This is a genomic window from Xanthomonas sp. NCPPB 1068 (assembly GCF_041479385.2).
In the GTDB taxonomy this organism is placed as follows: Bacteria; Pseudomonadota; Gammaproteobacteria; order Xanthomonadales; family Xanthomonadaceae; genus Xanthomonas; species Xanthomonas cannabis.
Genome location: NZ_CM192986.1, coordinates 791,723 through 814,883, shown reverse-complemented (window position 1 = coordinate 814,883; position 23,161 = coordinate 791,723). Strand labels below are relative to the sequence as shown.

17 protein-coding genes are annotated in these 23,161 nt (G+C 67.5%); 3 read left to right on the top strand and 14 right to left on the bottom strand.

Annotated features, from left to right (window positions below):
* Positions 1-34: 34 nt before the first annotated feature.
* Positions 35-313 carry a YbeD family protein gene (locus ACCQ12_RS03445; protein WP_039404344.1) on the bottom strand — a complete coding sequence of 93 codons (279 nt, stop codon included), beginning with the start codon at positions 311-313 and terminating at the stop codon, positions 35-37.
* A gap of 261 nt (positions 314-574) precedes the next feature.
* On the opposite strand from ACCQ12_RS03445, the gene ACCQ12_RS03440 reads away from it, so the two are divergent.
* Positions 575-1,636, top strand: coding sequence for a lipid A deacylase LpxR family protein (locus ACCQ12_RS03440; RefSeq protein WP_372382947.1), 1,062 nt, complete (start codon positions 575-577; stop codon positions 1,634-1,636).
* Between the two features lie 124 nt (positions 1,637-1,760).
* Here ACCQ12_RS03440 and ACCQ12_RS03435 read toward each other — a convergent pair whose 3' ends face one another.
* The 9 genes from ACCQ12_RS03435 to ACCQ12_RS03395 form a co-directional block, all read right to left on the bottom strand.
* Positions 1,761-2,975 (bottom strand): D-alanyl-D-alanine carboxypeptidase family protein, encoded by a 1,215-nt coding sequence (locus ACCQ12_RS03435; protein ID WP_372382946.1) that lies wholly within the window; start codon positions 2,973-2,975, stop codon positions 1,761-1,763.
* 238 nt (positions 2,976-3,213) lie between these two features.
* Entirely contained in the window at positions 3,214-4,632 is a 1,419-nt protein-coding gene (locus tag ACCQ12_RS03430; RefSeq protein WP_372382945.1) for a septal ring lytic transglycosylase RlpA family protein, read from the bottom strand.
* A complete protein-coding gene (gene mltB, locus ACCQ12_RS03425) occupies positions 4,629-5,777 on the bottom strand; it encodes a lytic murein transglycosylase B (protein WP_047697180.1) in 1,149 nt (382 codons plus the stop codon). The genes ACCQ12_RS03430 and mltB overlap by 4 nt, the downstream gene beginning before the upstream one ends.
* A gap of 448 nt (positions 5,778-6,225) precedes the next feature.
* Positions 6,226-7,620: a glycoside hydrolase family 28 protein gene (locus ACCQ12_RS03420; RefSeq protein ID WP_372382944.1), complete on the bottom strand. Its 1,395-nt coding sequence runs from the start codon at positions 7,618-7,620 to the stop codon at positions 6,226-6,228.
* 318 nt (positions 7,621-7,938) lie between these two features.
* On the bottom strand, positions 7,939-9,057 hold the full coding sequence (gene rodA, locus ACCQ12_RS03415; protein ID WP_039404329.1) for a rod shape-determining protein RodA: 1,119 nt from the start codon (positions 9,055-9,057) through the stop codon (positions 7,939-7,941).
* Positions 9,054-11,114 (bottom strand): penicillin-binding protein 2, encoded by a 2,061-nt coding sequence (mrdA, locus tag ACCQ12_RS03410; RefSeq protein WP_372382943.1) that lies wholly within the window; start codon positions 11,112-11,114, stop codon positions 9,054-9,056. Before mrdA ends, rodA begins: the two co-directional genes overlap by 4 nt.
* 3 nt (positions 11,115-11,117) lie before the next feature.
* On the bottom strand, positions 11,118-11,603 hold the full coding sequence (gene mreD / locus ACCQ12_RS03405) for a rod shape-determining protein MreD (protein ID WP_039404324.1): 486 nt from the start codon (positions 11,601-11,603) through the stop codon (positions 11,118-11,120).
* The gene (gene mreC, locus ACCQ12_RS03400; protein WP_372382942.1) at positions 11,600-12,820 is read right to left on the bottom strand and encodes a rod shape-determining protein MreC; all 1,221 of its coding nucleotides are present in this window, start codon (positions 12,818-12,820) and stop codon (positions 11,600-11,602) included. Before mreC ends, mreD begins: the two co-directional genes overlap by 4 nt.
* 172 nt (positions 12,821-12,992) lie before the next feature.
* Positions 12,993-14,039 carry a rod shape-determining protein gene (locus tag ACCQ12_RS03395; RefSeq protein ID WP_010368259.1) on the bottom strand — a complete coding sequence of 349 codons (1,047 nt, stop codon included), beginning with the start codon at positions 14,037-14,039 and terminating at the stop codon, positions 12,993-12,995.
* Positions 14,040-14,316: 277 nt separating this feature from the next.
* Between ACCQ12_RS03395 and ACCQ12_RS03390 the strand changes: the two genes are divergently transcribed.
* Positions 14,317-15,249, top strand: coding sequence for a carbohydrate kinase family protein (locus tag ACCQ12_RS03390; protein WP_039564127.1), 933 nt, complete (start codon positions 14,317-14,319; stop codon positions 15,247-15,249).
* Positions 15,250-15,735: 486 nt separating this feature from the next.
* Positions 15,736-17,709 carry a sigma-54-dependent Fis family transcriptional regulator gene (locus ACCQ12_RS03385; RefSeq protein WP_039404313.1) on the top strand — a complete coding sequence of 658 codons (1,974 nt, stop codon included), beginning with the start codon at positions 15,736-15,738 and terminating at the stop codon, positions 17,707-17,709.
* A 112-nt stretch (positions 17,710-17,821) separates the two neighbouring features.
* Here ACCQ12_RS03385 and ACCQ12_RS03380 read toward each other — a convergent pair whose 3' ends face one another.
* From ACCQ12_RS03380 to ACCQ12_RS03365, 4 genes are read right to left on the bottom strand one after another with little or no spacing between them, the layout of a single operon-like run.
* Positions 17,822-20,254, bottom strand: coding sequence for a TonB-dependent receptor (locus ACCQ12_RS03380; RefSeq protein ID WP_372382941.1), 2,433 nt, complete (start codon positions 20,252-20,254; stop codon positions 17,822-17,824).
* Positions 20,255-20,264: 10 nt separating this feature from the next.
* Positions 20,265-21,371 carry an S-(hydroxymethyl)glutathione dehydrogenase/class III alcohol dehydrogenase gene (locus tag ACCQ12_RS03375; RefSeq protein WP_104579155.1) on the bottom strand — a complete coding sequence of 369 codons (1,107 nt, stop codon included), beginning with the start codon at positions 21,369-21,371 and terminating at the stop codon, positions 20,265-20,267.
* 35 nt (positions 21,372-21,406) lie between these two features.
* Complete coding sequence (locus ACCQ12_RS03370) at positions 21,407-22,465, bottom strand: beta-propeller fold lactonase family protein (protein WP_372383542.1); 1,059 nt, start codon at positions 22,463-22,465, stop codon at positions 21,407-21,409.
* 11 nt (positions 22,466-22,476) lie between these two features.
* The gene (locus ACCQ12_RS03365; RefSeq protein ID WP_179453622.1) at positions 22,477-23,139 is read right to left on the bottom strand and encodes a c-type cytochrome; all 663 of its coding nucleotides are present in this window, start codon (positions 23,137-23,139) and stop codon (positions 22,477-22,479) included.
* Between the last annotated feature and the right edge of the window lie 22 nt (positions 23,140-23,161).

Sequence of the window (23,161 nt, the reverse complement as noted above, 5' to 3'; positions counted from 1 at the left end):
GGCACCGACACGGCGGCCGGCGCCGCTTGGGTCGCTACAGCGTCCACTTCACTTCCGGGTGATCGCGCAGCGCCTGATGCGCCGCGTCGAACTGCTCCCGGCTCTCGGCACGGAAGCCGATCTTGACCGAGACGTACTTGCCGCTGGACGAATGCTTCCAGCTGACGCTTTCCTCCAGCAGTTCCACGCCGGTCGCAGCAAGCAGGCGCGGCAGCTCGGTTTCAAGACCGCGTTCGGCCGCGCCCATCGCGCTCAGCTCGAAGGTGCCGGGGAATTGAAAGCCGTGATCAGGGTTGTCGGTGCTGATATCCATCGCCCCATTATCGGGCCGGCAGTGGGTAAACCCAAGCCTTGGGCCGGGTAACGATTGCTTTGCCCAGCGCTCGCTGTAACGCGCCGGTCGCCCTCCCTGGCGATTGTGGCTTGGGACCAAACACACCTACGCACCGGTGGCGATTCCGCGGCGAGCGGCCGGGGCAGAAGATAGGTCACGCCAGAGCGCACTTCACGCGGCACAGCCGTGCGTCCAGGCACCTTTGCCGAACCAGGTCACTCCTTACTCCCCAGGTCCTCCATGCTCCGACCGCGCGCGTTGTCTGTTGCCTTGTTGCTCTCTCTTACCGGGCTGTCGCTGCCGGCCCTGGCGGCGGATCAATGCGATTCGAGCCGGCTGGGGCGTACGCCGCCGGCGGTGAATTTCCGGGTCGACAACGACCTGTTTGGCGGCGAGGACCAGGACCAGGGCTATTCCAACGGTGCCGTGCTGACCCTGGTCTCGCCCAACCTGGTCGATTACACCGACGACCCCTGCTTGCCGCGCACCGCGCGCTGGGTCAACAGCTATCTGGAACGCCTGCATCCGGGCGAGTTCGATCAGCAGAACATGGTGTTCTCGATCGGCCAGGCCATCTTTACCCCGACCGACTACACCCGCCGCGACGTGATCCCGGACGACCGCCCGTATGCGGGCATCCTGCTGGCAAGCTTCGGCTACAACGCCCGCAACGATGCCCACCTGCGGACCACCCAGCTGCAGATCGGCGTGGTTGGCCCGTGGGCCTTTGCGCAGGAGGCGCAGGATGCGATCCACGACGCGTTGGGCGACGAGAAATTCCAGGGCTGGGACAACCAGCTGCACAACGAGCCGCTGATCAACCTGGTGCACGAGCGCATGCATCGCTGGCCGGCCGACGCCAGCGGCAATGCCGGCGGCTTCGGCTGGGACTTCATTTCGCACTGGGGTGGTTCGCTCGGCAACATGGCCACGCATGTGAACGCAGGCGGCGAAGCGCGCTTTGGCTGGAAGCTTCCGGACGACTTCGGCAGCACGCCCACCCGGCCGGCCGGCGAGAACACTGCACCGAGCCGCTTGGGACGCGCCAGCGGCTGGTCGGGGCATGTGTTCCTGACCACCGATGCGCGCTGGGTGATCCGCGACATCACCCTGGACGGCAATACCTTCCGCAACAGCCACAGCGTGGACAAGCGCCCGTTCGTGGGCGACGTCGGCTACGGCTTGGCGGTGATGTACGGCCGCTGGAAATTCGCCCTCGCCCGCTACCACCGCACCCGCGAATTCGAGACCCAGCGCGAGACGCCGGTGTATGGCAGTTTCACGATCAGCCGGATGCTTTGAGGGCTGGGAATCGGGAGTGGGGAATCGGGAATCGCAAAAGCAAACGCTGTGCTCCTGCCTTTACCGATTCCCGATTCCCCATTCTCGATTGCAAAAAAAAATGCCGGCTTTCGCCGGCATTTTTTTACTCTGATTCCCACCACATCCAGAACGCGTCCCAGAGGCGCTTGAAGAATCCACCCTCTTCGACCGCGTTGATGGCGACCAGCGGGGCCTGGGCGATGATCTTGCCGTCCAGGCTGACCTTCACCGTACCCACCTGCTGGCCCTTCTTGATGGGCGCCTGCAGATTCTTGGGCACTTCCATGCTGGGCTTGAGGTCGTTGTAGCGGCCGCGCTGCAGGCTGACCAGCAGCGGCTGTGCCACGCCCAGCTGCACTTCGTCCTGTTGTCCTTTCCACACCTTCTGCTGGGTCACGACCTTGCCGGGCGCATACAGGCTGTGGCTTTCGAAGAAGCGGAAGCCCCAGTTGAGCAGGGCCAGGCTGTCGGTGGCGCGTTGCTCTTCGGAGCTGTCGCCCATGACCACGGCGATCAGGCGCTGGTCGCCGCGCTTGGCCGAGCTCAGCAGGCAGTAGCCGGCCTCGGAGGTGTGGCCGGTCTTGATGCCGTCCACCGCCGGGTCGCGCCACAGCAGCCGGTTGCGGTTGCTCTGCTTGATGGTGCCGACCTGGAATTCCTTGATCTTGTTGTAGGCGTACGTCTCCGGGTAATCGCGCACCATCGCGCGGCCCAGCATGGCCAGATCGTAGGCGGTCGAATGGTGCCCTTCGGCACTGAGCCCGTGCGCGTTGACGAAGTACGAGTTCTTCATGCCGATCTTGGCGGCATAGCTGTTCATCAGCGAGGCGAAGGCTTCCTCGCTGCCGGCCACGTGCTCGGCCAGGGCGATGGCGGCATCGTTGCCGGACTGGATCGCCATGCCCTTTTCCATGTCTTCCAGACGCGCGGTCTGGTTGACCGGGAAGCCGCTGTAGCTGCCGTCGGTGCCGGCGCCGCCCTCGCGCCAGGCGCGCTCGCTCATCATGACCTGGTCGTCGCGGGTGACCTTGCCGTTCTTGATTTCAGCGGCCACCACGTACGAGGTCATCACCTTGGTGATGCTGGCCGGTGCCAGCTGCTGATGGATGTTTTCGCCGGCGAGGACCTGTCCGGTGGCGTAGTCCATCAGGATCCAGGACTTGGACACGGCCGGCGCCGGCGCGGGTGGGACCGGCAATGCAGCCTGTGAGGCCGGCGCGGTAGCCGCAACGGGCGTCGGCTGCGGCGCAGGCGTCTGGGCGCAGACCAGGCCGAAGGCGAACGTGGCCACGGCGGCGGCGGCGAAGCGGAATTTCATTGAAGAACGACTCCTGACGGGCCCGAAGGCTGGGTAATGCGAAATTGTAAGGCGCCACGGCGATCGGGGCGACGCGCGAAGGTGCCAGCGCGCTTGCACAGTTCAGTGTCCGCGCGCCTCATGCGGCGGGTGGCACGCCGCAGACGATGAGTGGGCGAAGCTGGAAACCACCCCACCGCACGCGGGACGAACGTATTCAACGGGCGTGCCAGGCGATGGCACACCCGCGCAGCGGCGCTCAGTTGGCGACGATCTGCGGCCGCCCGAAGCCCAGCCCTGCGATCCGCTGGGAGATTTCCGAGGCATTGGCATGATCGCGGGCATTGACGCGCAGGCGCCACAGGGTACGGCCACCGCTGACGATGTCGCTGACGCTGGCACCGGCGATGCCGGCCGAGGCCAGTTGCGACAGTGCGCGATTGGCGTTTTCACGGCTGGCGAAGCTGGCCACCTGCAACAGGATGTCGCCCAGCGCCGCTTCGGCCACGCTTGGCGCCTTGGCCGGGACCTGGGCCGGGGCTTGCGGGGTCTTGAGCGGACGTGCGGGCGCGCTGTCCGGCGCCTTGACTGCCGCAACGGCGACTGGCGCAGCTGCTGGCACGGGAGCGGTGGTTGCGCCAGCCGGGCGCGGGGTCGCGGCGGCCGGCTTGCCGGTGGCCACGCGCACGCCCTGCGATTTCATCCACGCATCGAAGTTGTCGGCATTGCCGGGCTGACGCGAGTCGGCCACGCGATAGCGCCAACGCTCGCCGGCGGCCGTGACCGGCGCCGCCGCCGATGCGGCGACCGGCGCGGCAGCCGCTGTTGCAGTTCCTGCCGCAGCTGCGCGTGGCGGCACGGTGCGGGTGGGCAGCCGCTGCACCAGGCCATCGATCTGGCTGGCGCTGGCAGCCGGCCGCGCGCTGGCAATCGCGGCGTTCACCGGTGCCTGGCCACTGCGGCGCTTGGCGAGCAGATTGCCGTTGTCTGCCTCGGTCAGGCCACGTACTTCGACATTGCCGGTGCCCTTGCCGGTAATGCCCAGCTTGACCGCGGCGGCGTAGCTCAGATCGATCACACGGCCGTCGTGGAACGGGCCGCGGTCGTTGACGCGCACCACCACCGACTCGCCGGTGTCGGTGTTGGTCACCAGCGCAAAGCTCGGCAGCGGCAGTGTCTTGTGCGCGGCGGTGAAGGCGTACATGTCGTAGACCTCCTTGTTGGAGGTCAGCCGGCCGTGGAATTTGTTGCCGTAATACGAGGCGGTGCCGCGCTCGACATAATCGCCGGGGTTGTCCATCACCACGTAGCGCTTGCCCAGCACTTCATACGGCGAGCGGTTGCCGACCGCCGAGCGCGGCTCGTTGGTGACCAGCGGCTCGGGGATGCAGGCCACGTTGGGCACATGGTCGGGCGTACTGTCCTTGACCCCGGGCTTGTACAGGCCGCCGGCGGTGTAGTCGCCACGCGTGGATGGGTCTTCCTTGGCGGCGGCGTATGGCGAGGTGGAAGGGCAGCCGGTGGCCACATACGCCGGCCCCTTGCCTTCGACCTTGACGCCCTTGACCGCGCCGCCGCCGGTGTTGCCCGCGCTTTTCTTCGGTGCGCTGCTACAGGCCGCCAGGCCGAGCATCAGCGCCATCGGGATCAGCCACTTGGGGCCTGTCGTGCTGTTCATGCCGGGGGTAACTCCTTGCCGGCGATGGCCTCGGACAGCTGGAACACGGCCATCGCGTACATCTTGGAAATGTTGTAGCGGGTGATTGCGTAGAAGTTCTGGAAGCCCAGCCAGTACTGCTTGCCGTTGGCATCGTCCAGGCTGATCGGGGTGGCGGTGCTGCCGGCCACCACCGGCGCGCTGGGGTGATACCCACGCGAGGACAGGTCGGCCAGCGTGTACACCGGCGACCAGTCGGTGGGATTGAATTCTTCGTGGCCGGCGGCCAGCGTGGCCGGCACGGCGACCTGCCCACCGCGTACCCAGCCGCCCTTCTTGACGAAGTAGTTGGCGATGGAGGCGAACACGTCGTTGTAGTCGGTGAACAGGTTGCGCTTGCCGTCGGCATCGCCATCGACGCCGAACTGGCGGTAGCTGGACGGCATGAACTGGCCCATGCCCATCGCACCGGCGTAGCTGCCGATGAGGGTGGTGACATCGAGTTGCTCTTCCTTGCCCAGCGCGAACAGCTGGCCGAGCTCATCGCGGAAGAACAGCTCGCGGCGCACTTCGCGCTCGAGCTTGGCCGGGTCGCCACTGCGCGGATAGCGGAACGCCAGCGTGTACAGCGCATCCAGCACGCGGTATTTGCCGGCATTGCTGCCATAGCTGGTTTCCACGCCGATGATGGACACGATGACCTGCGCCGGCACGCCGGTGGCGGCTTCGACCTTGCTCAGCTCGGCGCGATGCTCGGCGAGGAACTTGCGCCCCCCGTCGATGCGCGCCTGGGTGATGAACATCGGACGGTATTCGTTCCACGGCTTGACCCGCTCGGCCGGGCGCGACATGGCGGTGACGATGGCGTCCTTGAACTGGGCCTGGGCCAGGGTCGCTTCGATCTGCGTGGCATCGAGGCCGTACTTGGCGGCGGTGTCGCGCACGAAATTGGCACGCGCGATCTCGAACGGCACCGGGGTCAGATCCACCGGCGGCAAGGCAGGTGCTTCGGCGGCAGCGCTGGCAGGCACGGCAGCTGCAACCGGGGCAGCAGGCGGCTTGGCCGGGGGCGCACTGGCGGCCGGCGGCGGGGACGGAGGACTGGGCTGGGTCGCACAGGCGACAAGGCCGAGGGTGAGCAGGCAGGTCAGAGTGCGTCGAATCATCGGCCGAGGGTAACAGACATCGGATGAACTTCTGGCAATAAGACCATGAAACGAAAAGACTTTAGCCAAAGTCAAGGGCGGCCGCAGCAGTGGGGGTGGTTTTGTTGGTTCGGGATTCGGGATTCGGGATTCGGGATTCGGGATTCGGGAGACGGGAGACGGGAGACGGGAGACGGATCAGAGGGTGGGCGCGACGTGCGGGGCGGTGTTGCGTCCGGTTTGGCGACGCAGCGCGTGCCGCGTGGTGGGTCTGGGGGGACAGGAGGCGATGCCTGTACCGGGTCGCTGCTTCAGCGCGCAGCGATCGGGATGGTTGCCTGGCCGCGGTGCTTGCCGGCTGCCGGCCGATACCGAACCGCTGGCGGCATGGGTCGATGGTGGCCTCGATGATTCGATCCAGGTAATGGGTCAGGCGCGACCGGCCCGGCGGCCGCGCCTGACCCTCAGCTCACAGCGCGGGGAAGCGCGGTGCGCCCGAGCAGGTGGGCACCGCACCGCCCACTTGCACCGGGACGGTGGTGACACCGGTGCCGGTGGGCGTCAGCGTGCTGTTGCTCAGCCCGATCCGGGCATTGCTGGCGGTGACCGTGACCGAGGCGCTTGCCGTGGCCACATTGGCCAACACCAGATCCAGCGGGGTCTGTGCGTCGTAGCCGCGCAGGATCCAACCCTTGCCGCCGGCGTCGTTGGCACTGCGCAGGCCATCGACCACGATGTCGCTGAAGGTCGGCTTGGTGCCGCTGCTGCCGCCGGCATAGAACGGGTTGATCACCAGCGGGCTGGTGACGCCGTACAGACAGGTACTGCGGTAGGTGACCTGGCTGACCGGCCCGCCCTTGACGATGCTGGTCTTGATGCGCAGGCCGCTGTTGTCGGTGCTGCGATTGCCCGCATCGTCGGTGGAGACGAGTGCGTTGTTGTCGACCAGCACGTTGCTGACGCCGGACATCACTTCGCTGCCGATGGAAATGCCATGCGTGCCGTAGCAGCGACTGTTGCGCACGGTGATGTTGGCCGACTTGGAGGCGATGGTCTTGATCGCCACGCAATCGTCGCCGCCCATCACATCGCTGTCGTGGATGGTGGCGTTGACCACGCTGTCCAGATCCAGGCCGTCGGTGTTGGGACTGGTGGCCGGCGACTTCACCCGCACGCCCCAGATGGTCAGGCCATTGACGATGTGCGAGAAGAAATGGAAATACGCGGCATTGACCAGATTGACGTTGTAGAGCGTGAACTGGCTGGAGTTTTGCACCTTGATCAGGTCCGGGCTGTTCTGCACCTGACCGGCCGCCTTGGCGTTCTCGCCGAACTCCCACCAGGTGGTGCTCTTGCCAAGCATGACCTGATCGCCACGGCCGTCGATGGTGCCTTGTCGCCCGTCGGTGCGGATGCCCATCACGCCTGAGTTCGCACCTTTGACGCTGATCAAGGGCACGCACCCGCCGCTCTTGGAGCCCGCGCTGCCGCAGCCGCTACCGTAATCGGCCGGGTTGCGCGAGCCGTACAGGGTCACGCCCTGATCGATGACCAGGGTGACGCCAGTGGGAACCGTCAGCGGGCCGGTCAGAAAGGCGTTGCCACTGCCGCCGGTGAGCAGCACCGCGCCGTTCTTGCACGCGCTGAGTGCCGCCTGGATGGTCTTGGTATCGGGCGGCGCACTTTCCAGCGCCGCATCGAACAGGTGCCCGGTCGGTGTCAGGTGGGCGGGCAGCGACGAACACACGGTTGGAATCGTCGGTTGCGCGACCGCGCGGGTATCGCCGGTGGCAAAGGTGACGGCGCCCGCCTGCGCGCAAAGCGACAGACAGACACCGCCGATGGTGGCGGTTAGCAGTTTCATGGAAGAGGTCACCCGAATGAGGAATGGCGCGCGCCTGTGCAGGCGAGGCGACGCGGCCGCCAACGCTGCGGCGGCCAGGCGGACTCTACGAAGCGCTGTGCCCGCATGCAGCAGGTGCGCGAACCCGGCACCGCACGAACGAAGCGGGCCTACGCCGGTGTCGTGTCGTTGCAATGCACTGCGCAAAAACGCGATGCGCCCGCAAACGTGTCAGCGTTTGACATACGCCTGTCGCATCGATCGACGCTGCGGGATTGCATGTGCCGCGTACGCGAGGACACGCGCACGGCATTGGCGCAACGCGGCGACACTCCCGCATCAATACCCGTGCACCGGCCGGTGCGTCCTGACCGCCATCACCAGCCCAAGGCCGGCCAGCAGCGACACCGCCGAGGTGCCGCCGTAACTCATCAGCGGCATCGGCACGCCCACCACCGGCAACAGGCCGGAAATCATGCCGCCGTTGACCAGCACGTAGACGAAGAACGCCAGGCCGGTGGCGCCGGCGACCAGGCGCGAATAGGTGTCGCGCGCCTGCGAGGCGATCCACAGGCAGCGGCCGATGACGATGAGATACAGGGTGAGCACGGTGGCCACGCCGATCCAGCCGAATTCTTCGCTGAGCACCGAGAACGCAAAGTCGGTGGTCTGTTCGGGAATGAAGTTCAGATGCGATTGCGAGCCCAGCCCCCAGCCCTTGCCATCCAGCCCGCCAGAACCAATCGCGATCTTGGACTGGATGATGTTCCAGCCGGCACCGAGCGCGTCGTTTTCCGGGTTGAGGAACATCATGATGCGGTCCTTCTGGTACGGGCGCAGCAGCCAGAACCAGGCCACCGGCGCCGCCGCCGAGACGCCGCCCACGCCCACCGCCACCCACCACCACGGCAGGCCGGCCAGCAGCAGCACGAAGACGCCGCTGGCGGCGATCAGCACGCCGGTGCCGAAGTCCGGCTGCAGCATGATCAGCGCGGTGGGCACGCCGATGATCATGCAGGTGACCAGCACGGTGGAGATGCGCGGCGGCAGCGGCATGCGGTGCAGATACCAGGCCGCCATCATCGGCAGGCTGATCTTGAGCAGCTCTGCCGGCTGCAGATAGAACACCTTCAGGTCCAGCCACTGCCGGCCGTATTTGCCGGTGCCCAGCGCGAATACCGCCAGCAACGGCAGCATCGACAGGCCGTACACCCACGGCGTCCAGGCACGCAGGCGCAGCACCGACATGCGCGAGATGCCCCACATCGCGGCCACGCCGATGGCAAAGCGCACGCCTTGCGCCATCACCAGGTGATCGCCATTGGCAGCGCCGCCGGCGCTCTTGAGCACCGACAGGCCGATCACCATCAACGCACCCAGCGCCAGGCACAGCACCCAGTCCAGGCTGCGCGTGAAGCGCGCGGCCATGTCCACCAGCCAGCGCAGGATGTCACTCAATGGTCGGTCTCCTGCACCGCGTCCGGCACGTCCGGCACCACCGGTTGCGCGGGCGTGTTGGGGTCCAGCGCAACGGCGGTCTGGCCGATCACCACCGGCAGCTCGTCCAGCGTGGTGGCGGCCGCGTCGCCGGCTGCGCGCGCGTCGGTGGCGCCGGCTTCGAACTGGTTGATGCCCACCGCGGTCATGCCCAGCTCGCTGTCCAGCGGCAGGATGCCGGCCGGCATCTTGCCCAGCAGCCAGGCGTCGAATATCTTGCGTGCGATCGGCGCCGCCGAGCTGGTGCCGAAACCGCCGCCCTCCACTGCCACCGCCACCGCGATGACCGGGTTGTCGGCCGGTGCGAAACCCACGAACAGGCCACGGTGACGCAGATGCAACGGCAGGCTGCGCGGGTCCACCGCCGCCACGCCCTTGCGGCTGACCACCTGTGCGGTACCGGTCTTGCCGGCCATCTGATACGGGGCGCCGGGGGTGATGGCGTAGCCGGTGCCGCCCGGGCGCATGGTGTCCATCATGCCCTCGCGCACCACCTGCAGATGCGCCGCGCTCGGGCTGATCGGCTTGCCCGGCGGCTGGATCATCGGCTGCCAGGGGTGATCGAAGCCAGTGCGCTGCTCCAGCACCAGGTGCGGGCGCAGCAGCAGGCCGCTGGCGATGGCCGAGACGCCGCGCACCAGCTGCAGCGGGGTCACCTTCCAGTCGCCCTGGCCGATGGCGATGTTGACGGTGTCGCCCGGGTACCAGCGTTCCTTGCGGGTCTTGTACTTGTAGGCCGGCGACGGCAGGATGCCGCCGATCTCGCCCAGCAGGTCCACTCCGGTGGGCGCGCCAAAGCCGTATTCGGCCATGTAGTGGTCGAAGCGCTCGATGCCCATGTCCACCGCCAGGCGGTAGTAATAGGTATTGACCGACTGGGCGATGGACTTGCGCAGGTCGGTCCAGCCATGCCCGCCGCGGTGCGAATCGCCCCAGCCGCGGCTGACCCCGGGCAGATAGAACATGCCGGTGGACAGCACGCGGTCTTCCGGCCGGCGCAGGCCGCTGTCCAGGCCGGCCAGCGCGATCAGCGGCTTGAGCGTGGAGCCCGGCGCCACACCCCCCAGCACCAGCCGGTTGAACTGCGGCCGCGACGGGTTGTCGTTGAGCATCTTGAAATCGGTATGCGAGATGCCGTTGACGAACAGGTTGGGGTCGTAGCTGGGCAGGCTGACCATGCCCAGGATCTCGCCGGTGCGCGGGTCCATGGCGATGGCCGCACCTTCGTGCTCGCCGAACGCGGCCACCATCGCGCGCTGCAGGTCGGCATCCACCGACAGCCGCAGGTCGGCACCGGATTGCGGCGCCACCCGGCCGACGGTGCGGATCGCCCGCCCCTGCACGTTGGTTTCGACCTGCTCGTAACCGACCTGCCCACGCAGGTCCTGCTCGTAGTAGCGCTCCAGCCCGGACTTGCCCATGTGGGTGAGCGCGGCATTGCCCTCGCCCAGCACCGCCAGGTCTTTGTCGTCGATGCGGCCGACGTAGCCGATGATGTGCGCGAACAGCGGGCCGTACGGGTAGCGCCGGGTCAGATACGGTTCCAGCTCCACACCGGGAAAGCGCCAGCGCTCCACCGCAAAGCGCGCCATTTCCTCATCGCTCATGCGCAGCTTGAGCGTGACCGGCAGGAAGCTGCGGCGAGCCTTGCGCTCGCGGTTGAAGCGTTCCAGATCCTCCGGCGCGATCGGGATCACCTTGCCCAGCGCGGCCAGCATGGCGTCCATGTCGGCCACCTTGTCCGGGGTCACGTCCAGACGAAAGGCCGGCACGTTTTCGGCCAGCAGCCGGCCGGTGCGGTCGTAGATCATGCCGCGCCCGGGCACCACCGGCTTGGGCTTGATGCGGTTGGCCTCCGAGCGGGTGGCGTAGACCTCGTGGTCGAGCACCTGCAGCTTGAAATACCAGCCGCCCAGCCCGACCAGGCAGATCACCACCATCACAAAGCCCAGCACCGCGCGACGACGGAACTGCTCGGCCTCGGCGTGCGGGTTCTTGGGCTGGCGACGGCCGTGCATGGGCTACTTCTTGCTCCGCTTGCCCAGCCGCACCGCATCCAGCAACACGAACAGCGGCGGCCACAGCGCCATGCCCAGCAGCGGCGCCCACCAGTAACTCCACGGCAGGGTCGGCTCGCCGACTGCGAGATGGACCGCCGAGGAGACGATGCGGTCGTTGAGCAGCAGCCCGCCGATCGCCAGCGCCTGCTGCGACACCGGGAAGAAGCGCATCCGCGCGCGGAAGCGCTGCAGGATGAAGGTCATGATCACCAGCCGCAGCGCCTGCTCGCCGAGCAGCCCGCCGTACAGCAGGTCGGCCAGCACGCCGGCCACGAAGGCCACGCCCAATCCAACCCGGTCCGGCTCCTCGATCACCCAGTAGGCCAGCACCAGCGCCAGCCAGTACGGACGCAACGGCTGCACCACGGCCGGCAACGGCAGCAGCCCCAGCACCAGCGCGATGAAGATGCTGGCCGGCAGGATCCAGGTGTTGCGCATGCGGGTCATTGGTCCGTCTCCTGTGGAGACGGACGGGAATTGGGAGTCGGGAATCGGGAATCGGTAGGAGCGGTGCCCTGCGGCGGTGAGGCGTCGCGGTTGCCGCCCTGCTGTGGAGCCGGGCGGGAATCGGGAGTCTGGTTTCTGGCGAGGTTCGACGCGAAAGGAGCGGCGGGCACATTGGCCTGACGGCTGGACGCCGGCGCGCCTGCCGTCGGACGTGCCGGATCGATCGCTGCATTGGAAACCCCGCCCGCCGACGGACGCGCTGCTGCGCTCACCGGCGCGTTCACTGGCCCGGTAGTGGCAGCGGGCGCCGCGTTGTCGCTGTTGCTGTTGCCATTCCCGATTCCCGACTCTCCATTCCCCATTCCCGGCACCACCCGCAGCGGCTTGCCCGCGCGCAGCAGCAGCACATCGCGGCCGCGATCGAGTTTGGCGGCCGGGGCCAGTTCGCCGACCAGGAAGGCATGGGTGTCGTCCGGGTGCAGCTCGGACACCTTGCCGACCGGGAAGCCGGCCGGGAAGCGGCCGCCGAGACCGGAGGTGACGATCTCGTCGCCCACCTGCACGCCGGCGCTGAGCGGGATGTCGCGCAGTTCCAGGCGGTCGCCGCGGCCGTAGACGATCAGGCGCACGCCGTTGCGCGCCACGCTGACCGGCACCGCGTGGTCGGGGTCGGTGAGCAGCAGCACGGTGGAATGCAGCGGAGTCACTTCGATCACCTGCCCCATCAGGCCGCCGGCATCGATCACCGCCTGGCCCATCAGCACGCCGTCGCGGCTGCCGGCATCCAGCAGCAGGCGCTGCCGGGTCGGGTCCAGGTCGATATCCAGGATCGGCGCCAGCTGCACGTCCAGGCCGCGGCGCTCGGCCACGTTGAGCAGTTCGCGCAGCTGCGCGTTGTCCAGCGCGGCGGTCTGCAAGCGGGTCAGGCGCGCGTTGGCCACCAACAGCTGATTGCGCAGGTCGCGGGTTTCTTCCACCAGTTGTGCATGGGTGGCGGCGTTATCGCGCACCTGCGAGCCGATCCGTCCCGGCAACCCGGCCACCGCCCAGATCGGCTGGATCAGCAGATTGGCCTGCAGGCGCACCTGGCTCAGCCAGCCCCCGCGGCTATCGAGCGCAATCAGGGTGATCGCCAGCACCAGATAGACCAGCAGCCGCAGCGTGGAGGTGACTTCGCCCGGGCGGGAGGCGACGGGAGGACCGGCGTAGGAGGGCACTTTCAGGGCCGGGATTGGGGAATCGGGAATGGGGAATCGGGGAGCAGTTGGCTGCCCACAAGACGGCTGAGGCGAAAACTCGCTTTGGCGGGAATGCGTCGCAAGCGCTCAGGGCCGCAGGCAGGAAACGCTTTTACGATTCCCCACTCCCGATTCCCCATTCCCGGCTCCATCACTCCGGCGCGAAGAACTCATTGCCATGCATGTCCACCAGCTCCAACGCACGGCCACCGCCGCGGGCCACGCAGGTGAGCGGGTCGTCGGCCACCTGCACGTGCAGGCCGGTTTCTTCGGAGATCAGGCGGTCCAGGTCGCGCAGCAGCGCGCCGCCGCCGGTGAGCACGATGCCGCGCTCGGCCACGTCGGCACACAGTTCCGGCGGGGTCTGCTCCAGTGCCAGCTTGACCGCGGAGACAATGCCCGACAGCGGCTCGTGCAGCGCTTCCAGCACTTCGTTGGAGTTGATCTTGATCATCTTCGGCACGCCTTCGGCGAGGTTGCGGCCGGAGATTTCCATCTCCTGCACCTCGTCCTGCGGGTAGGCGCAGCCGATCTGCAACTTGATGCGCTCGGCGGTGGCTTCGCCGATCAGCATGCCGTGGTTGCGGCGCACATAATTGGTGATCGACTCATCGAAGCGGTCGCCGCCCACACGCACCGACTGCGAATACACGATGCCGTTGAGCGAGATCACCGCCACTTCGGTGGTGCCGCCGCCGATGTCGATGACCATCGAGCCGCGCGCCTCGGTCACCGGCATGCCGGCGCCGATCGCGGCAGCCATGGGTTCTTCGATCAGGTAGACATCGCGCGCACCGGCCTCTTCCGCAGATTCCTTGATGGCGCGGCGCTCCACCTGGGTGGAGCCGGCCGGCACGCACACCAGCACGCGCGGGCTGGGGCGCAGGACGCGCGACTTGTGCACCTTCTTGATGAAGTGCTTCAGCATTGCCTCGGTGTAGGTGAAATCGGCGATGACGCCATCCTTCATCGGGCGGATGGTGGTGATGTGACCAGGCGTGCGGCCCAGCATCTGCTTGGCCTCGGCGCCGACCGCCGCCACCGAACGCGTGCCGCCGATTGCGCGGTCCTGCCGCACCGCCACCACCGATGGCTCGTTCAGCACGATGCCCTGCCCGCGCACGTAGATCAGCGTATTGGCCGTGCCCAGATCGATGGACAGGTCGTTGGAGAACATGCCGCGCAGTTTCTTGAACATCGAGGGAGTTGGTCCTGGGTAAGTCGCGCGCCCGGCCGCCAGCGTGGCGAAATTTTGGGCAGAAAACGAAGTCGGCTAGCCTAGCAATCCCCCCCGGGGTGAGCAAGGAAAAATCGGATCTGCCGGCCCGGTTTTCATGTGCCGGTCACGCCGGCCATGGCACGCGGTTGTGGCCCTGATCGGTCGCAGCCGTTACCCTTTGCGCCGCGGCGTTGCTGCCGTCCCGCCGCCATGCCCGGCAACTGGCGGGTATTTCCTTACGCAAAGGCCTGACTCGATGTCCGCACTGATCTGTGGTTCCCTCGCCTACGACACCATCATGGTGTTCCCGGACCAGTTCAAGAACCACATCCTGCCGGACAAGGTGCACATCCTGAATGTGTCGTTCCTGGTCCCGCGCATGCGCCGCGAGTTCGGCGGCTGCGCCGGCAACATCGCCTACAACCTGCATCTGCTGGGTGGCGCACCGATTCCGATGGGCACCGTGGGCCAGGATTTCGGCCCGTACCGCGAACATTTCGAGATGCTCGGCATCGACCTGTCGCGGGTGAAGATCATCGACGACCTGTTCACCCCGCAGGCCTTCATCACCACCGACCACGACAACAACCAGATCACCGCCTTCCATCCGGGCGCGATGATGCGCAGCTACGAAAACCACGTGAAGGACGTGCCGGGCGTGACCCTGGGCCTGGTCGGCCCGGATGGGCGCGAAGGCATGATCCAGAACGCCGAAGAGTTCGCTGCCGGCGGCATCCCCTTCATCTTCGACCCGGGCCAGGCGATGCCGTTGTTCAACGGCCCGGAGCTGCGCCAGTTCATCGAGCAGGCCGACTACGTGGTGGTCAACGATTACGAGTCCAACCTGCTGCAGGAACGCACCGGCTGGGACGAGAAGGACATCGTGTCGCGTGTGCAGGCCTACATCACCACGCAGGGCCCGAAGGGCGCGCTGGTGCATACGCCGGAAAAAACCTACGACATTCCGCCGGCGCACGAACGCCGCGTGGTCGACCCCACCGGCTGCGGCGACGCGTTCCGCGCCGGCCTGATCTACGGCATCCAGCACAACTACGATTGGCTGACGATCGGGCGCATGGGCAACCTGATGGGCGCGCTGAAGGTGGAACACCCCGGCACCCAGAACCAGCGCTTCGACTTCGCCGAGTTCAACGACCAGTTCAAGCAACAGTTCGGCTACGCGCTTTAACGGACGCTTTGCCCTTCTCCCACTGGGACATTGTCCTCCTTCATGGGGGAGAAGGTGCCCCGCAGGGGCGGATGAGGGTACGGGCGAAGCCTTGCGCAGTTCGAGTACTCGGGTGCTACGCGCGACGTACCCTCACCCCAACCCATCTCCCGACGGGAGAGGGGCTTTAACGCCCTCGCGTATCGACGTCCCTTCTCCCAATGGGACATTGTCCTCCTTCATGGGGGAGAAGGTGCCCCGAAGGGGCGGATGAGGGTACGGGCGAAGCCTCACGCAGTTCGAGAACTCGGGCGCTACGCGCGACGTACCCTCACCCCAACCCCTCTCCCGACGGGAGAGGGGCTTTATGCCGACATCGCGGCGGCAGCATCGGCGGCAGCGGCAGCGGCAGCGGCGGCGGCAGCGCACTTTGCTGCAACGCAGTTTGAGCATGGGGACGATTTGTGTCTCTACTGCCGCCTCGCGTCCACTGAGGAACGCTGGGCCATGTCCGAGCCAAGCGTTGTCGCCGCCGCTTCCACCGCCCCGCCCCAGATCGAGCCGGATGTCCTCAGGCAGACCCGGCGGCTGCGCGATATCGCGTCGCTGGCGGCGCCGTTGTCGCGCTCGTGGCGGCGCTGCCTGGACGACTACGCGCTGCTGCCCGAGGCCACGCCCGAGCCCCTGGTGCACGACGCGCTGCACGTACGCGAGCGCCAGCAACGCCTGGGCGAGGTGCTGCGCATCGCCCGGGTGGAGATGGAAAACCTCTACGAGCAGATCGCCGGCAGCGGGTATGCGGTGATCTTCGGCGATGCCGAGGCCACCGTGCTGCACAGCGTGCACGACTCCACCCTGCTGCGCGAGTTCCGCCAGGCCGGCCTGTTCTGCGGCGCCAGCTGGGCCGAGTGCCACCAAGGCACCAACGGCCTGGGCACCTGCGCGGCCGAGCGCACTGCGGTGAGCGTGCACCGCGGCGAGCACTACCTGACCCGGCATCTGCCGCTGTCGTGCAGCGGGGCGCCGATTCTGGACCCGCATGGCGGGCTGCTGGCCGTGCTGGATGCGTCCACCCCCAACGCGCAGGACAGCAAGCAGATCCAGCGGCACACCGTGGCCCTGGTGAGCATGTCGGCCGCGCAGATCTCGCGTTCGCATTTCCTCAACCAGTTCGGCCATGCCTTCATCCTGCGCTTTCACAGCCGTCCCGAATTTGCCGGACTGTTGCACGAGGCATTGATCGCGATCGGCGCCGATGGCCGCGTGCTGGCCGTCAACGAAGCGGTGCTGGAGCAATTGGGCAAACTCGACCGCAGCCAGCTGGTCGGCCGCGATATCTCGCAGGTGATGCAGCTGGATTTCGACACGCTGGAACATCGCGCCGGCAGCGACGCGGGCACGCTGTGGTCGATCCGCTGCGCCTGCCACGGGCGGCGGTTCTACGCGCTGGTGCGCCCGCCCCGCTCGCGCCCGGCAATGCCGTCGGTGGGCGCCGCCGCGCAGGTGGCGCCGGAGGGCGAACAGCCGCCGGGCGAACATGTGGGCTCGGACCCGCGCATGCGCCACAACCTGGCCAATGCATTGAAGTTGGCCGCGCATCGCGTCTCGATCCTGCTGCGCGGCGACACCGGCACCGGCAAGGAAGAATTTGCCAAGGCTGTCCATCGCGGCTCGCCGTGGGCCGGCGGCGCGTTCGTGGCGATCAACTGTGCGGCGATCCCCGAGGCATTGATCGAAAGCGAATTGTTCGGCTATGCGCGCGGCGCGTTCACCGATGCGGCGCGCGAAGGCCGGCATGGCAAATTGCTGCAGGCCAGCGGCGGCACCCTGTTTCTCGACGAAATCGGCGACATGCCGCTGCCGTTGCAGAGCCGCCTGCTGCGCGTGCTGGAAGAACAATGCGTTACCCCGCTCGGCAGCGAGCGCGCGGTGCCGCTGGAGCTGCACGTGATCAGCGCCAGCCATCGCGATCTGGCGCAACGCGTGGCCGCCGGCGAGTTTCGCGAGGACCTGTATTACCGCCTCAACGGCGTGGTGCTGCACCTGCCGCCCTTGCGCGAGCGCAGCGACAAGGCCGAGTTGATCCGCACCCTGCTGCGCGAAGAGAACCCGGAGCACAGCGTGCGCATCAGCGAAGAAGCCATGCACACCCTGCTCAGCTACGCCTGGCCCGGCAATCTGCGCCAACTGCGCAATGTGTTGCGCACCGCGGCGGTGCTGTGCAGCGACGGGGTGATCCGGCTACCGAACCTTCCGCAGGAAATCGTCGACGCCGGCAGCGCACCGTGCCTGGTCGACGGGCGCGCGGTGGCCGCCGACGACATGCCCGGCCGCGTCGCACTCGACCAGGCCGAACGCTTGGTGCTGCAACAACAACTCGAACGCCACCGCTGGAATGTCAGCCGCACCGCCGACGCGCTGGGAATCAGCCGCAATACGCTGTATCGCAAGCTGCGCAAGCACGGCCTCGATACCGGGTGAATCGGGAATCGGGAATCGGTAAACGCAAGAGTGCTTGGCTCTACGATTCCCCATTCCCGATTCCCGATTCCCGATTCCCGATTTCCGATTCCCGATTCCCGATTCTCCCAAGTCAAAACGCCCAACGCACTCCGATCACGTACTGCCTCGGTACCCCGGGCGCCAGGAAGCGTGCCGGTCCGGTTTCCACCGGTGCGTCCTGCGGGCGGGCGAGTTCGCCGTCGGGGAACACGTCTTCGGCCACGGCGGCATAGGTGGCGTACTGGCGATCGAACAGGTTGTCGATGCGTGCGAAGACCGCTACCCGCGCGGTGACGGCCCAGCGCGCCTGCAGATCGACCAGCGCGTAGCCGGCGGTGCCGATGTCGATGCGCTCTGGCGCGGCCTCGCCTTCCTGCGCGTTGTCGACCTGGCCATCTTCGTTGCCGCTGGCCACGCGCCCGGACACCGCACGCACGCCGGCGCCCAGTGTCAGCGCGTCGCGTTGCCAGTCCACCCCGAGCTTGAGCTGGTGCCTTGGCAGCGCGGCGATGCGTAAACCGGGCCGCAGGGTGATCACGCGCTCGCCGGACAACAGTTCGCCGTCGCTGCGATAGGTGGCGTCCAGATAGCTGTACCCGGCCGACCACTGCCAAGCGCCGCTGCGCAGCGCCAGCGCGACATCGGCGCCCTGGTAGCGGGTGCGGCCCACGTTGTCGAAGTAGCCCAGCTGGGTCTCCGGCGCGCGCAGGAACAGGATGTCGTCGCGATTGTCGGCGCGGTACACCGACACGGTGGCGTTGCTGTCGGCCGACGGCGCCCAGCGCGCGCCCAGTTCGTAGGTGCGCGACACGATCTGCTCCAGGCGCGGGTCGGCCTGCAGGCCGGTCGGCAGCCGGCATGGCTGGGTGGGGTCGGCGCAGCCCAGCTCGATCGCCGTGGGCGCACGCGTGTTCTGCGCGACCGAGCCGTACACCGTCAGCCCGGACTCCAGCCGGTGGGTGAGCCCCAGCGAGGGATTGGCCTTGGCATAGACGAAGCGCTCCCGCGCGCGGTCGCCGTCTTCTGCGGTGGACAGGATGTTGTCCACCACGACGCGGTTCCAGCGCACCGCCGCGGTGAGGTGGGTGGCAGCGTCCAGCTCCCAGGTATCGGCGACGAACGCGCCGAGCGTCTTGGAGCTGCCGCGCACGCCGGAGAAGAACGCCCGCTCTGCAGCCGGATCGGCCACCACCGAACGGTCCGGTTGCACCCAGCCCTCGCGGGCGAACTGCCGATACCGCACATGGCCGCGGTCGAAGGTAACGCCGGTGGTGAGCGCATGTGCGCCCCATTGCGTGCTCAGGTTGAGCGCAACGCCTTGTGCTTCCTGACGCATCTGGGTGGTATTGAGCGCGCCGGTGGGCAAGGCATCGGCATCGGCGCGCGCAACATCGCATTCGGCATCCAGCGCGCTGCCGTCGGCGGCGTAGCCAGAGGCGCATTCTTCCACGAACTCTTCGTAGTCTTCGCCGATATCGCCATTGACAGTGTCGCGACGACCCACGCGCGAATAGGCCAGCGCGTGCAACGCGGTGTCTTCATCGAAACGGTGCTCCAGCTGCGCGGTCAGCAGCGTATTGCGGTTGCGGGTGAGATCGGGCGAGGTATACACCGAACGCCGATCGGCGCGGTACAAGCCAGGCGCCGGCCCTTCGTCGGTGTAGCGCGTATCGGGCAGCAGCCCGTTGCCGATCAAACGGCTGCGGCCATGCAGCAGCGACAGGCTCCAGTCGGTCTGCTCGCCCTGCCTGCCCAGCTTGCCGAACAGCGTGCCGAGCCGCCCCTCGGAGGCATCGCGCCAGCCGTTTTCATCGAACCCGGTCACCGCCACAAGGCCATGCCAGCCATCGGCGCCAGCGACGCCGTAACTGGCATCCAGCCGCTTGCGCGCGCCGCTGCCGCTGCTCACTTCGCCCTGCAACCCGGGCGCGGTCAGTCCGGACGCGGTGGACAGCACCACCGCGCCGCCGAGCGTATTCGGCCCGAACAAGGGGTTGGAACCGGGCATCAGCGTCACCGCAGTGATCGCCGATTCGGGCAGCATGTCCCAGCTGACGATGTCGGCGAACGGTTCGTTGACGCGCACGCCATCCAGATACACCGACACGCCCTGCGATGCGCCCGGCAAGGCGGAGGCGCGAAAACCATGGAAGGTGAGATCGTTCTGGAACGCGCTGCCTTGCACGTCGTTGCCGTCCACACCCACGAAGCGCCGCTGCAATAGATCGCTCAAGTTGTTGCTGCGCCCGCGCGACAGCTCGGCATTGGTCGCCGACTGCACCATGTACGGCAATTGCGCCGCATCGATGGTGGTGCCGGGGATGGGCGTGGCGGTGACTTCGATACGGTCCAGCCAGGTCACCTGCGGGGTATCGTCGGCAAGGACGTTGCCGATCGTGCTACTGCACAGCAGCGCTGCGCAGGCGCAGGCCAAGCGATGCTTTCGTGGCGCGTTGCATCGATGTTGTGCAGCGCGAGGTCGCGGTGTCCTGCAATGAACCAGCACCTGGTGGGTCGACGTCATGTCGTCTCCTTCAATAAAGCACGATCGATTTGATGCCGCGCGCTGCGCGCAGATCCGCCAGCGCCTGATTGATGTCCTCCAGCGCCAGCCTGCGGGTGATCAGCGGTGCCAACTGGATGTCGCCCTGCAGATAGCGCTCGACATAGCCGGGCAATTCGCTGCGCCCCTTCACCCCGCCGAATGCACTGCCGCGCCAGACCCGCCCGGTGACCAACTGGAACGGACGGGTGCTGATTTCCTGTGCGTCGTCGGCGACGCCGAGGATGACGCTCTCGCCCCAGCCCTTGTGGCAGCACTCCAGCGCCGCGCGCATCGCCGCGACGTCGCCCACGCACGCGAAACTGTGGTCGGCGCCGCCATCGGTGAGGTCCACGATCACCTGCTGGATGGGTGCACCGTAGTCACGCGGGTCCAGGCAATCGGTTGCGCCCAACGCGCGCGCCAGTGCGAACTTGCCCGGGTCGATATCCACCGCGACGATGCGCCCGGCCTGCGCCAGTACCGCGCCCTGGATCACCGACAGGCCGATGCCGCCCAAGCCGAACACCGCCACGCAATCGCCGGGGCGTACATGCGCGCTGTTGAGCACCGCGCCCACCCCGGTGGTGACCGTGCAGCCCAGCAGGCAGACCTGGTCCAGCGGCGCGTCGGGGTGGATGCGTGCCACCGCAATCTCCGGCAGCACGGTGTATTGGGAAAACGTGCTGGTGCCCATGTGGTGCAGGATGGGCCGGCCGTTCAACGAGAACCGGCTGCTGCCATCGGGCATCAGGCCGCGTTCCTGGCTGCTGCGGATCGCCTGGCACAGGTTGGTGCGGCCGGAGCGGCAGAACTTGCACACGCCGCATTCGGGCATGTACAGCGGGATGACGTGATCGCCGGCGCGCACGCTGGTGACGCCGATGCCGACCTCTTCGACGATACCCGCGCCCTCCTGGCCCAGGATCGCCGGGAAGCTGCTCGCGCGGCCATGCACCAAGGCATGCGCGTCGCCATGGCAGACACCGGTGGCGACCAGGCGCACCAGCACCTCGCCGGGACGCGGCGGCTGCAGGTCCACCTCCTCGATGGTCAGCGGCTGATGCGGACCCCAGGCCACCGCAGCGCGTGTCTTCATCCCGCCTCCCCGGCGCGCGTCGGCATGGCCGCCGCTCAGCGCGCGATGACCACGCCCCACGGCAGTTCGCCGACGGGGATCTGTTTGCGTTCGCGCAGGCTGGCGGTGTCGATCACGCTCACCGTGTTGGAACGCCCGTTGGCCACGTAGAGCTTGTCGCCGGCCGGGGTAAGCGCCGGATTCCAGGGCCGCAGCCCGACCGGGATCTCGGCCACGCTGCGCCCGTTCTGCGTGTCGATCACGCTGACCGTGCCGGCGCCGCCGTTGGACGCGTACAGCCGCGTGCCATCGTCCGACAAGGCGACCCCGGCGGTGCGCACGCCGGCCGGCAGACTGGCGCGGCGGGTGCGGGTCTGCAGGTCGATCACGTCCACCACGTTGGCGGTCTCCTGCGCGATGTAGACGCTGCGCCCGTCCGGGGCGAACGCCATGCCGCGCGGATGCCCGCTGGTAGCCACCACGCCACGCGACCGCTGCGTGGCCAGCTCGATCATGTCCATGTCGCTGGAACCCTCGTTGCTGGTGAGCAGCCACTGCCCATCGGGCGTATACACGCAGTGCTCCGGTGCCTGCCCGCGCGTGGCAATCACCTGCTGCACGCGGAACTGCGCGGCATCGATCAGCATCACCTGGTCCTGCCCTTCCACGCACACGGCAAACTGCTTGCCGTCGGGCGACAGCGCGATGCCTTCGGCGTTTTCTCCGATGTCGACCTGACGCAGCACCGAATCCCTGGCGGTGTCCAGTTCGATCAAGCGATGGTGCTCGGCATCGATCAGGTACAGATGCCCCTGCGGACCGGGCAACACCTGCTGCAGCCGCTTGCCGAGCTGGCCCTGCGCGCTGAGCGTGCGCACCACCGTGTCGGTGCCGGTATCGATCACCGACACCGTGCCGCTGCGCTGATTGGGCACATAGGCAACGACCGGTGCGGGTGCGGGTGCAGGTGCAGGTGCGGCGTCTACCGGAGCAGGCGGCGCACCGGCAGCCGCTGCCGGCACAGCCGCATCGCGCTGGCAGCCGGCCAGCGCCAGCAGTGCGCCCACCGCAACCACGGTGCAGCGGCGCTGCCAGCTTGCGCATGCCGTTCGCAGCGGGCCATGCTTCATTGCGGCTTGCCTGCGGTCTTGTTGATCGAATGGATGAAGGCCAGCAGTTTTTCGGTGTCGCCCGGCTTGAGCACCGGTGCGAACGGCGGCATCTGGCCGACCACCTTTTCGTGCCCGATGCGGGTCTTGCCGTGGGTGATCATGGCCGCGGTGCCTTCGCTGATCAGCGTGCGCAAGGTGTCGTCGTCGCTGCCATACACCCAGATGTCATTGGTCAACGGCGGGCACATGCCACCGCCACCGGTGCCGCCATGGCAGGCATTGCAGCCGGCAGAGAAATAGATCTTCTTGCCTTCGGCCACCAGCTCCGCGGTGACCTTGACCTCGGGTCCCTTCGGAATCGGCACCACGGTGGCCGGCGGTGCCGGCGGGGTGGACGGATCGGGCGCCGGCCCGGCGGCGAGGTTGGGCATGGCAGGCGAGGCGCCCGCCGGCGGGGGCGCTGCGGGCGTGGCCGCGGGGGCCGCCGGTGCCGACGCGCCGGCGGCCGGTGCAGGTGCCGGATCGGCTGCGGGGGCCGGCGGAGACTCCTTGCCGCATGCGGCCAGCAGCGCGCCAAGCAGCAACGCGCACAACGGAGCGCGGACGGAACGATCGATACAACCCACGGTGGACTTGCGCATGAACGAACCTTTCTGATCGGAGGGAACGCCGCGCACCCCGTGCACGCGGCGGGTGATG